General features: G+C 60.8%; 9 protein-coding genes. 6 read left to right on the top strand and 3 right to left on the bottom strand.

Features of this window, described 5'->3' with window-relative positions; translation table 11 throughout:
* Positions 1-354 precede the first annotated feature (354 nt).
* The 3 genes from F753_RS30315 to ggt all read left to right on the top strand — a co-directional run bounded on the left by F753_RS30315 (position 355) and on the right by ggt (position 4,231).
* A complete protein-coding gene (locus F753_RS30315; RefSeq protein ID WP_023444409.1) occupies positions 355-1,662 on the top strand; it encodes an ABC1 kinase family protein in 1,308 nt (435 codons plus the stop codon).
* A 14-nt stretch (positions 1,663-1,676) separates the two neighbouring features.
* Positions 1,677-2,378, top strand: a complete 702-nt coding sequence (locus tag F753_RS30310; protein WP_023444408.1) for an SDR family NAD(P)-dependent oxidoreductase — start codon at positions 1,677-1,679, stop codon at positions 2,376-2,378.
* Positions 2,379-2,557: 179 nt separating this feature from the next.
* Positions 2,558-4,231 carry a gamma-glutamyltransferase gene (gene ggt, locus F753_RS30305; protein ID WP_023444407.1) on the top strand — a complete coding sequence of 558 codons (1,674 nt, stop codon included), beginning with the start codon at positions 2,558-2,560 and terminating at the stop codon, positions 4,229-4,231.
* Positions 4,232-4,359: 128 nt separating this feature from the next.
* Here ggt and F753_RS30300 read toward each other — a convergent pair whose 3' ends face one another.
* Positions 4,360-4,752, bottom strand: a complete 393-nt coding sequence (locus F753_RS30300) for a VOC family protein (RefSeq protein WP_023444406.1) — start codon at positions 4,750-4,752, stop codon at positions 4,360-4,362.
* A gap of 310 nt (positions 4,753-5,062) precedes the next feature.
* On the opposite strand from F753_RS30300, the gene F753_RS30295 reads away from it, so the two are divergent.
* On the top strand, positions 5,063-7,591 hold the full coding sequence (locus F753_RS30295) for an RNA-binding domain-containing protein (RefSeq protein WP_023444405.1): 2,529 nt from the start codon (positions 5,063-5,065) through the stop codon (positions 7,589-7,591).
* A 320-nt stretch (positions 7,592-7,911) separates the two neighbouring features.
* Here F753_RS30295 and F753_RS30290 read toward each other — a convergent pair whose 3' ends face one another.
* Positions 7,912-8,808, bottom strand: coding sequence for a LysR family transcriptional regulator (locus F753_RS30290; protein ID WP_023444404.1), 897 nt, complete (start codon positions 8,806-8,808; stop codon positions 7,912-7,914).
* Positions 8,809-8,921: 113 nt separating this feature from the next.
* Here F753_RS30290 and F753_RS30285 point away from each other — a divergent pair, with 113 nt between their 5' ends.
* Together F753_RS30285 and F753_RS30280 are read left to right on the top strand one after the other, a co-directional pair.
* Entirely contained in the window at positions 8,922-9,350 is a 429-nt protein-coding gene (locus F753_RS30285) for a VOC family protein (RefSeq protein WP_003300813.1), read from the top strand.
* Complete coding sequence (locus F753_RS30280) at positions 9,347-9,934, top strand: glutathione S-transferase family protein (RefSeq protein WP_023444403.1); 588 nt, start codon at positions 9,347-9,349, stop codon at positions 9,932-9,934. Before F753_RS30285 ends, F753_RS30280 begins: the two co-directional genes overlap by 4 nt.
* Positions 9,935-9,945: 11 nt before the next feature.
* Here F753_RS30280 and F753_RS30275 read toward each other — a convergent pair whose 3' ends face one another.
* On the bottom strand, positions 9,946-10,851 hold the full coding sequence (locus F753_RS30275) for a LysR family transcriptional regulator (protein ID WP_023444402.1): 906 nt from the start codon (positions 10,849-10,851) through the stop codon (positions 9,946-9,948).
* Positions 10,852-10,933 lie beyond the last annotated feature (82 nt).

The raw sequence follows: 10,933 nt of genomic DNA, 5'->3' as shown, positions 1-10,933 counted from the left end.
ACAGGCCCGTTTCTCGCCTGGTGGGCAGGTCGGGCTGAATGCCGCTCGAATCGTCGCCTGATGCGCTTCTGATGTGCCGAAAATTGCGCGTTTGGCGGTCGACGTTCGAGGGGCGCAGTCATTTAATCCGACTCGCCAGCCGCCTGCCCGTTCCGCATGAATTTGCTCGGCACCTCCGCTGCAGCGCGCTCTCCAGGCGGCGCGAACATCTGCTGCGCGGTCCCCCCGGGCGCTTCGCTCGTTGCCCTTGAGCTACTTCGAACCCCTCCGCTGCGCAACAGACTGCAACCATTGAACCTTGGATCATGGGCCGGGCTGCCCCATGATCAGCCTTTGCCTTCGCGGGTCGCCTGCATGTCTCGATTCTCTCGTCCGTCGGCTTCGGCACTGGGTCGCTTTCTGCAACTGGGCGGCACTGGCGCGCGCATTGCCGGCAACTTGTTGGTGCAGCGCATCACGCCAGGCAAGGCGCGTATCGACTGGGTGCCGGTCGGTGAACTGCTCGGTGATGCGCTTGGGCAGATGAAGGGCCCGGTGCTGAAGCTCGGTCAGCAGGCCTCGCAATGGCAGGACCTGCTGCCCGAACCGATCAGCGCGGCGCTGGCGCGCTTGCAGAACCAGGTGCCCTCGCTGCCGTTCGATGCACTGCAAGCCAATCTGCAGCGCGTCTATGACGGCAAGCTGTACGAACTGTTCGAGTCCATCGACCCGGAGCCCGCGGCGGCGGCCTCGCTGGGCCAGGTCCACCGCGCTCGGGATAGGCAGGGCAGGGCGCTGATCATGAAGGTCCAGTACCCCGGCATCCGCGCCATCTGCGATGCCGATCTGCGCCAACTACGCCGCTTGATGCCGCTCGGGCGACTGTTCGGCACGCCGCCCGCGCGTCTCGATGCGGTGTATATCGAGCTGCAACGGGCCATTGCCGAGGAACTCGACTACGAGGCCGAGCGCGCCAACCTCGAAGCCTTCCGCGAGCACTTCAGCAACTGGCCGGGCATCCGCATTCCCTTTGCCGCGGGCGAACTCTGCCGGCCCGGTGTGCTGGTGCTGGAAGACCTGCCGGGCCGCTCCATGGCCGAGGTCGAACAGGCCCCGGCGGAGGTGCGTCAGCGCCTGGCCGAAACCCTCTGCGAATGGCTGGCCGAGCAGGCATTCGGTCTGCAACGGCTGCATACCGATCCGCATCCCGGCAACCTCGCCTGGACCGAGTCCGGCGAGCTGGTGGTCTACGATTTCGGCAGTGTGCTGCGCTTGGAGCCGCGCTTGCTGGCCGGCTACGTGCAGCTATTCGAAGCACTGCGTGGCATCTCCAGCGAAGCGCTGGAACCGGGTTTTCAAGCCCTGGGCGGACGCCAACCGGGGAGCACGCCGCCGCACGGCCTGCATCGACGCATCCACCTGATGCTGCACCCGCTGCTGCAACCCGGCGCGCAGTGGGACTTCCGCGAGGCGGCGCTGCATCAACGGCTGTCCGAGCTGTTCCCCCTGATGATGTCCGCACTCGGCAGCCTGCAACCGGCTTCCGGCACCTTGCTGATCAACCGCACCCTGGAAGGCCATTACTGGAACCTCTACCGGCTCGGCGCTTGCCTGCCCATCGCCGACCTGCTCGCCGAACATATCAAACGCTGGCGCAGCGAAGCCGACGCCCGTCGACCGTAAATCTGGAGATCGTCATGCCGTTGGAATCATTCCCCGAAGGATTTCGTGCGCTGGTCATCGGCGCATCCGGTGGCATCGGCGCCGCATTGGTCAATGCCTTGCGCAGCGATCCGCACTGCGCATCTGTCATCGCCCTGAGTCGCTCGTCCGAGCCGGCGCTCGACCTGACCGATCCCGCCAGCATCGAACAGGCCGCGGCCAGCGTGGCGGGGCAGGGGCCGTTTCACCTGATCGTCAACGCCGCCGGCGTGCTGCACGGTGAAGACTTCATGCCGGAGAAGCGCCTGGCTGATCTCAACCAGGCGCAGCTGCTCGCCACCTTCCAGATCAACACCCTCGGCCCGGCCATGCTGCTGCGCCACTTCAGCGGCCTGCTCGACCGCCAGCGTGGCGTGTTCGCCATGCTCTCGGCCAAGGTCGGCAGCACCGGCGACAACCGCCTCGGCGGCTGGTACAGCTACCGCGCCTCCAAGGCCGCGCTGAACATGCTGATCAAGACTGCTTCCATCGAGGTGCGCCGTAGCCAACCGAATGCGGTGCTGCTGGCGCTGCACCCGGGCACGGTGAACTCACGGCTGTCGCAGCCCTTTCGGGGCGAAGAGATCGGCCGTCCCGCCAGCGATGCAGCGCGGGATCTGTTGAGTGTGATCGATGGTCTGGGGCCGGAGGCCAGTGGTGGGTTCTATGCGTATAGCGGGGAGGAGTTGCCGTGGTAGCGCCGGGCCCGCCTTGCAGGAAACGGCGTTCAGCGCGCAGCTAGACACCGCTACAGCCACCCCGCGTGACCTGCAAACCCCCGCTGCGCACCTACGCCTCGTCCCCATTGTCTATGTTGGTGATAACCGCCCCAGCCATCGCGGCGGCGGCAGTGACCACAAGAATAAGGATGAGCACGATGCGTTTGCTTCAGATCAGCAGGTTGACCCTTGGCGTGGCGATCGTCGCCACCGGCCACTTCGCCCACGGCGCGCTTCTGGAGGGCGGGGCGGTCGCAGCCCCCGATGAGTACAGCGCCAAGGTGGCCGCCCAGGTGCTCAAGGCCGGCGGCAATGCGGTGGATGCCGCGGTGGCGACCGCCTTTACCCTGGCCGTCACCTACCCCGAGGCGGGCAATATCGGCGGTGGTGGCTTCATGACGCTGTATATGGACGGCAAGCCCTACTTTCTGGATTACCGGGAAGTCGCGCCCAAGGCCGCCAGCAAGACCATGTACCTCGACGACAAGGGCGAGGTAGTCGAGAACCTGAGCCTGGTCGGCGCCAAAGCGTCCGGCGTGCCCGGCACCGTGTTGGGCATGTGGGAGGCACACCAGCGATTCGGCAAGCTGCCCTGGAGCGAGCTCATTACCCCGGCCGTTGGCTATGCCCGCGAGGGCTTCACGGTGGCCGATCAGCAATACCAGTACCGCGATGACGCGCTCGGTCTGTTCAACGGGACGACCAATTTCGAGGATTACTTCGGCGCCATGAAAGCCGGTTCCACCTTCCGCCAGGCGGAGCTGGCCGAGACCTTGGAGCGCATCGCCGACAAGGGGCCTGACGACTTCTACAAGGGCCAGACCGCCGACTTGCTGGTTGCGCAGATGCAGCGTGACGACGGGCTCATCACCAAGCAGGACCTGGCCGACTCCCGCGTCAAAGGGCGGGAGCCGATGCGTGTCGACTGGCAGGGCAACAGCCTCTACACCGCGCCACTGCCCAGCTCCGGCGGCATCGCCCTGGCGCAGCTGATCGGCATGAAGGAGCAGCGCGCCGCCGACTTCAAGGGCGTCGAACTGAACTCGGCACGCTACATCCACTTGCTGGCGGAGATCGAGAAACGCGTCTTCGCCGACCGTGCCGACTACCTGGGCGACCCGGACTATTTCGACGTGCCGGTCGCGAAGCTGACATCGGCTGACTACTTGAAGCAACGCGCTGCCGAGATCAATCCCACGGCCATCTCCGAAACCGAAAAGGTACGCCCGGGCCTTGAGCACAGGCAGACGACCCACTTCTCCATCGTCGACGCCGATGGCAACGCGGTCAGCAACACCTACACCCTCAACCTGGATTACGGCAGCGGTGTGGTAGTCAAGGGCGCCGGCTTCCTGCTCAACAACGAAATGGACGACTTCAGTGCCAAGCCGGGCGTCGCCAATGCCTTCGGTGTAGTCGGCAGTGACGCCAACGCGATCGAACCGGGCAAGCGCATGCTGTCGTCGATGAGCCCGAGCATCGTCACGCGCGACGGCAAGGTCAGCCTGGTGCTCGGCACGCCCGGCGGCTCGCGCATCTTCACTTCGATCTTTCAGGTGCTGAACAACGTCTACGACTTCAACATGCCGCTGGAAAAAGCCGTGGCCGCGCAACGCGTGCACCATCAGCTCCTGCCGAAGGACACCATCTACTACGACGCCCACGCGCCGCTAACCGGCAAGGTTGCCGACGAGCTGAAAGCCATGGGCTACACGCTGGAGGATCAAGGCTGGCTGATGGGTGATATCCAGGCGATACGCGTCGACGGCCCCCGCCTGCAGACCGGCTCGGACCCACGCGGTCGTGGTGTGGGGATGGTCGTTAAACCTTGATGGGCGAGGGGAGAGAGCAAGCGGAGGGAATCGCTGCCGTCTAGCGAACCGTCATGCGCCACTGCAAGCAGCGGCGTATGACGTTCAGCGTTCAGCGCCGCACATTGGGGCGGCGTTGAGCGGGGCGCTTACTGCGGGCGGTAAATGGCGCAAAGCTTGTTGCCGTCAGGGTCGCGCACATAGCTGAGGTGCAACGCGCCGAGGCTAGTTTCGCGCAGCCCCGGCGGGTCCTCGCAGGTGGTGCCGCCGTGGGCGACGCCTACATCGTGAAACGCCTTGACCTGCTCGGCCGAGCTGCACTTGAAGCCAATCGTGCCGCCGTTGCCGACAGTCGCTTCCTCACCGTTGATGGGCTCGGTGACACCGAACAGGCGGCCGTCGTGCCGATAGAACAGCCGCGTATGCCCGGACGGCCCCACATTGCGCAGCGGCTCGCCGGCGCCGAGTACGCCGAGCACGGCATCGTAAAACCGCTTCGACCGTTCAATATCATTCGAACCGACCATTACATGGTTGAGCATGGGGGCCTCGCTAGGTGATTTGGATTTGTGCGGCTATGGAGCGAGCACTCTAGCATTGGAAGGAAGAGGGCGGGCAATGGTGGGTTGCCGGCAGCTCGGGTGCTTAGTTCGTTTATGACCGACAGCTTTTCAGCCAGGAGCGGACGCTTGGGAAGGTGGCTCCGCCGAAACCAAGGGCTCAAACGGATAGCTCTTGAGCATCTTTACCAAATAGTGGCCATATGCTACTTAACAGGCCTCGTACCAGAGTCTGGCCTTGCCTTGCTCATCACCCTGCGCATGACGTGCCTTCAACATAATGGACTATGCGATGAACATTACCGATATCAAAAAATCCGTCTATATGCTAGTTCAGAGCGGAAACCTTTCAACTCAGGTTTTGAATGAACTGATCCAAGGCGGAAAGCCCGTGCCACGTGAATGTGAGTTGTGGGACTATAAAGAGCAATTCGAAGCTGACACTCAAGATTACGCCAAGACCGCAAAGTCGATCGCAAGTTTTTACAATACCTACGGTGGATATATAGTCTACGGCGTCAAAGAAACTGATAAAGATAAGTCTTTTGAGATAGCCGGAATTGTCACAGGCGAATTTAACCTTCAGAAACTTAAAGGCCAGCTTGACAAGTTTTTTGGCAAACGGCTCGATGTTAGCTATGTAGAGATCCCGTACGGTAATCCAGAAGTCACTATCGGACTTTTGCATATCCCTAAACGCCCGGATACCGTTCACACCATCTCTGCCACACGTCGCGCCGACGACGCGAGAAATAAGCAAATATTCTCTGAAGGTTCGACCCTTTACCGTACGGGCGACGAGTGCAAACAAGCTGTTACTTTTGCAGATTTCGAGTTCCTGACTAGCAGTCGAGATTTGGTTGCAGAGCTGGAGGGCCGACAGTTCAAAAAGATGGCCTTGCTTGACCATAACCTCCCTGATCGTAACTTCATCTGCCCTCACTTCGTAGGGCGCGTTGAAATCATCCAAAAACTATGGGCATGGCTTTCGGACGAGTTTCAGTACGCCAAAGTGCTCGCGGGTGAGGGAGGTAAAGGCAAAACCTCTATCGCTTATGAGTTCTGCCAGCTAATTGCCTCCACGGGCGCCCCTCTGTTTTTCCAAATAATCTGGCTTACTGCCAAGACCAAGCAGTTCAAGGCAGGTATTGATGACTTCATCGGAACTCCAGAGACGCACTATTCCGATCTGGAAACCCTGCTGATTTCAATCTGCCAAAAGACCGGGTCTCTGGACGATGAGCTGGATGATCTATCCATAAACCAGCTGAAGCGGCTCACTAGGCAGAATCTGCAAAGCGTTCCATCTTTTATCGTTATCGACGACGTCGACTCTACCGAGTTAGACGAGCAGAAAAGGATCATGGAGACAGCCCGCGAAATCGGAAATGGCAGCTCCAAGATTCTGCTGACAACGCGTGCGAACGTCAGTTACTCCTCCGACACCGCAATTGAAGTTCCAGGGCTGTCGGACGATGAATACGACGAGTACATTGACGAACTCAAGTCTTCAATGGGCTTCGAGGACATTAGTTCGAAATCGGTCAGAAAACTCGCTGCAGCTTCGGAAGGCTCGCCTTTGTTCACCGAATCCATCCTGCGTCTGTGCAGGGTTGGTTACTCGATAGACGATGCGATCGCCGAATGGGAAGGCAAGAAAGGTGAGGCTGTACGAAGCGCCGCACTGCGTCGCGAGATCGAACAGCTTAGCCCAGAGGCCAGGAAGGTGCTGCTAACCATTTCGTATATCGGTTCGTGCTCACTGGCAGAACTGCGCCACTATACAGAGCTAGAACAGCTGTTGATTGAAGACTCCATTGAAGAGCTCGGAAAACTATTTCTTCTTCAATCCGCATCATTCATTGAATCTGAGCCGCGATTCAAAAGCTCCCAGTCGATAGCCAATCTGACCCTGTCGCTGAAAGAGATCGTAGTCCCCAACGCTGATCGGTACCTTGGCTATGTCAAAAGCCGCGCACAAGGGCTGAAAGCAAATGCCAAACAAATTAACCAATCAGCCGTTGGCGAAGCCATCCGTCAATCTATCGCGCTGCTCAAGGAATCGGACTACGGAAGGTCCCGGGCGACGATCAAAGCGTTGCTGAAAAAGCAGCAATTTAAGAACAACCCGGACTTGCTGCTGGCCCTTGCAAAGGTCGAGGCGTTCGACCCCAAGGCCGACATCAAGATCGTACGCACGGCTTTCAAGGACGCGTACCAGCACGGCCAGAGGAAAGAGCTGCTGTTCGACCTCTGGTATCAGGTGGAGGCACAGGTAGGCAGCAAATCAGAGGTCGTTGAGATCTGTCGACGGGCTATCACGGATGGCCGCTTGGCGAACACCAAGTGGTATCGACGATCCGCCGAATCAAAGTTTCAGCTTTCGACCATTGTGGGTTCATTTGATCGGCAGTTGGAGCTTCTCAATGGAGCCTATGACGACGCATCAAAGTCAATGCGCAAAACCCATGGTGCCGTCAAACAAGAAATCAAGGAGCTATCAATGAAGTTACTAGACCGGCTATGGACCGTCAGTTCTTCTGAGCGCGCAGATTTCGTAGGCCTCAAAGCAATGAACAAAGCAATCAACGCCGGGGACATACGCAGCGTCAACTATTACAGGCTATCGGAAGCAGCCAACTCGGTTTTCAACATTTATAACTCGGACGCTACCCCTCCAAGACGCAAGAAAGAGATTGAGGCCAGCTATATGGAGTGCCAGCGAGTGCTTGCTGATGTCATAGAAAGCATCGATCTGACGAGAGTCGACGTGCATCATTCTCTAGAGACGACGTATTCGAAGTTCAAAGCTGCTCGGTAAGCGCTTAACAGTGCTGCGCCCTTGGTCCGAGTGGTGAAGGAGTAGATGCCGCTATTACATCGAGTCGGGCGCTAAAACGACCTAGCAACGACCTTAGAATCTTGAAAACCACCTAAACCAAACTATCCCCTTCATCACTGCCCATAGAACGTTGCCCTGTGCTTAGCCAGCAATGCGCGCAAGGCCGTATCGTGGCCGGTAACGCCCGTCGTCACCGGCTGCAATCGGTTGATAGTTACTGTTCGCCAACAGACAGCTAGGATCGGATTCCTGCCGCTGCTGAGAGGCAGCTACTGGCCAAACGCAGCCAGCCGCTGTTTCTAATCCAACCCCGGCAACCCCCTTTCCAACCTCAGACAAACCCACTCCACAAACGCCCCTACCCTTGGCGATAGCTGCAAGGCGTGCGGGTAGACCAGTTGGATCGGCAGGTCCTTTGGTTCGTAATCCCTGAGCACTCTTACCAGACGACCATCAGCCAGTTCATCGGCGACCTGATAGTGCATCAGCCGTGTGATGCCCAGGCCTTGCACGCAGGCCAGGCTGGCAGCCCGGATCTGGTTGCAGGTCAGGCGTGGGGTGATTTCTTCGGCCTGTTCCTTTTCGCCGTGGCGGTAGTACCAGTGGCGGCCCTGGGCGGCGAAGAGGATGCAGGCGTGATCCTGCAGTGCCGCCGGGGTGTCGATGGCGGGGGCGGTGCTCAAGTAGTCGGGGCTGGCACAGGTAACCAGCCGGGTGCTGCCGATCTGCCGCGCGACCATGGCTGAGTCGGGCAGGTGGCCGATGCGCAGGGCAAGGTCGAGGCGTTCGTCGAGCAGCGGGACGATCTGGTCGCTCAGGTTCAGCTCCACCCGGATCTCTGCATGTTCCTTGAGAAATTCATTCACCAGCGGCGAGACGTGACGCTGGCCGAACTCCACTGGTGCGGTGATGCGCAGTAGGCCGCGGACGGCGCCGTCGCTGGCCTCCAGGCGCTGCTCCATGTCGGCGAAGTCCGCCAGCATGCGCCGGCTCCAGGCCAGGTACTCCGCGCCCTCGTCGGTGAGGGCCATGCGCCGAGTGCTGCGGTTCAGCAGGCGCACGCCGAGGTGGCGTTCCAGCGCGGCCAGTGAGCGCACCACCGACGCCACGGACTGTCCGGTGGCATCGGCGGCCGAACTCAGGCTGCCGTTGTCGACGATGCGAACGAAGTTGGCCATTGCCTTGAGCTTGTCCATTGCCACCCCTGGATTTGTGCGATTGCTGCATAGATGTTGTCAGGCTCGCGGCATAGGTGAAACCCGCGTGGCGGCTGACACTGCAGGGACTGAGGTCTCCTGGAGTTTTGCACATGAATCAATCAGCCAGCCCCGCCCGCATTCTCGCCTACGACCACATCGGTATTCGTGTCAGCGACCGGCCGCGCGCGATGGCGTTCTACCAGGCGCTGGGCTTCGTCGAGAGCGCCAGCTTCCCGCTGTTCGAGGCGAACGAGATGCTCAGCCCGGATGGCGTGCGCATCAACCTGATCTTCAACGGTGCGCGTGCGCCTGATGCGCACAACGTGCTGCTGGATGCGCCGGTCAAGCGGCCCGGCATGACCCATCCGGCCTTTATCGTCGATGACCTCGCGGCGCTTCAACATTGGCTCGAGGCGCAGGGCATCGTCATCACCGAGGGGCCGCATCCCATCGGCCCGCGGCGGATCGCGCTGTTCATCCGCGACCCGGACGGCAACGTGCTCGAATTCAATCAGCTCATCAGAGGAGGTGCGCAATGAAACTGTATGACCTGGGCCCATCCGGCAACTGCTACAAGGTGCGGCTGTTCGCTGCGCTGGCAAATATCGACCTTGAACTGGTAGCTGTGGATTTCGCCAACGGCGCGCACAAGAAGCCGCCGCTGTCCGAGCTGAACCCGCTCGGGCAGTTGCCGGTTCTGGATGATGGCGGGCATATCGTCCGCGACTCGCAGGCCATTCTGGTTTACCTCGCCGGTACTTACGGCGGCCTGGCGTGGTGGCCGGACAACCCGCGCGGGCAGGCGGAGATCGTGCAGTGGCTGTCCTTCACCGCCAACGAGATCCAGCAGAGTCTGAATGCGGCGCGGCTGGTACAGAAGTTCGGCTATCCGCTAGACAAGGCCGCAGCGCTGGAAAAGTCACCGGCGGTGCTCAAGCTGCTGGACGATCATCTGCAGCGCCACGACTGGCTGGCGATCGACCGGCCGACCATCGCCGATTGCGCGGTCTACCCCTACGTGGTGCTGGCGCCGGAGGGCAGCGTCGACCTCGGCCCGTATGGCAACGTGGCGCGCTGGATGACCCGGCTGGAAAGTCTGCCGGGCTATCTGCCCAAGCCCTGACCTGCGCTGAATCAGGTGCGCTCCTGCCCCTCGGCCTTGAGGAAGTCGACGAAGGCCCTGAGGGGCGAGGGCATGTGGCGGCGGCCGTGGTAATAGAGGTAGGGGCCATCGAAAGACTGCCACCAGTCTTCGAGGATGGGCGTCAGGCGGCCATCGGCGAGCGGCTCGCGGATGAAGTCCTCGAAGGTGTAGATGATGCCCAGGCCGTTGATTGCCGCGCTGGTCTTCAGGTCATGGGAGGAGGTCACGAGCTGGCCTTGTGGCGGTACGCGCAAGGTTCGGCCGTCCTTCTCGAATTCGAAAATACCCACCTTGCCGCTTTCGAAACGGTGGCCGAGCAGTTGGTGCTCGGTCAGCTCGGATGGGTGCCGGGGCGTGCCGTGGGCGGCGAGGTATGCAGGCGCGGCGGCTGCGACGAAGCGTTGCCGGCGCGGGCCGACGGGAATGGCGATCATGTCCTTGGCGAGGCTTTCCTCGTAGCGCACCCCGGCGTCGTAGCCCGCCGCGATGACGTCGATAAAGGTGTTCTCCATCACCACTTCGACGTTCACTGCCGGGTAGAGCTTGAGGAAGCGGCTCAGTAGGTCCGGCAACAGGAAGCGAGCCACCGGCACCGGCACGTTCAGCTTGAGGGTGCCGACCGGCCTGTGGGAGTCATCGTCCAGATCGTTGAACGCGGCGCTTATTTCGTCGAGCGCCGGTCGCAGGCGTTCCAGCAGGCGTTCGCCTGCACTGGTCGGGGTGATGCTGCGGGTAGTGCGGTTGAGCAGGCGCAGGCCCAGATCGCTTTCCAGGCGGCGTATGCAATCGCTCAGCGAAGACGCCGACATGCCGCGTTTCTGAGCCGCGGCGCGAAACCCTCCGGCTTCGACCACGGCGGCAAACAGCGCGACATCACTCAGGTTGGGTTGACGCATGGAGCCTCCTTGAATTCGTCAACTGTACGATTGGGCGAACAGCCCGTCCATGTTTGCCTGGATTATCAGTATCTGATCGTAC

It is taken from the genome of Stutzerimonas chloritidismutans AW-1 (assembly GCF_000495915.1).
Taxonomy (GTDB): Bacteria; Pseudomonadota; Gammaproteobacteria; order Pseudomonadales; family Pseudomonadaceae; genus Stutzerimonas; species Stutzerimonas chloritidismutans.
This window is presented reverse-complemented; position numbering and strand designations above follow the sequence as displayed.

What these genes read in the sequence shown, in the direction of transcription:
- F753_RS30315 (WP_023444409.1), top strand. Translation starts at nt 355, where the DNA reads ATGTCTCGATTCTCTCGTCCGTCGGCTTCGGCACTGGGTCGCTTTCTG.
- F753_RS30310 (WP_023444408.1), top strand. Translation starts at nt 1,677, where the DNA reads ATGCCGTTGGAATCATTCCCCGAAGGATTTCGTGCGCTGGTCATCGGC.
- ggt (WP_023444407.1), top strand. Translation starts at nt 2,558, where the DNA reads ATGCGTTTGCTTCAGATCAGCAGGTTGACCCTTGGCGTGGCGATCGTC.
- F753_RS30300 (WP_023444406.1), bottom strand. Translation starts at nt 4,752, where the DNA reads ATGCTCAACCATGTAATGGTCGGTTCGAATGATATTGAACGGTCGAAG.
- F753_RS30295 (WP_023444405.1), top strand. Translation starts at nt 5,063, where the DNA reads ATGAACATTACCGATATCAAAAAATCCGTCTATATGCTAGTTCAGAGC.
- F753_RS30290 (WP_023444404.1), bottom strand. Translation starts at nt 8,808, where the DNA reads ATGGACAAGCTCAAGGCAATGGCCAACTTCGTTCGCATCGTCGACAAC.
- F753_RS30285 (WP_003300813.1), top strand. Translation starts at nt 8,922, where the DNA reads ATGAATCAATCAGCCAGCCCCGCCCGCATTCTCGCCTACGACCACATC.
- F753_RS30280 (WP_023444403.1), top strand. Translation starts at nt 9,347, where the DNA reads ATGAAACTGTATGACCTGGGCCCATCCGGCAACTGCTACAAGGTGCGG.
- F753_RS30275 (WP_023444402.1), bottom strand. Translation starts at nt 10,851, where the DNA reads ATGCGTCAACCCAACCTGAGTGATGTCGCGCTGTTTGCCGCCGTGGTC.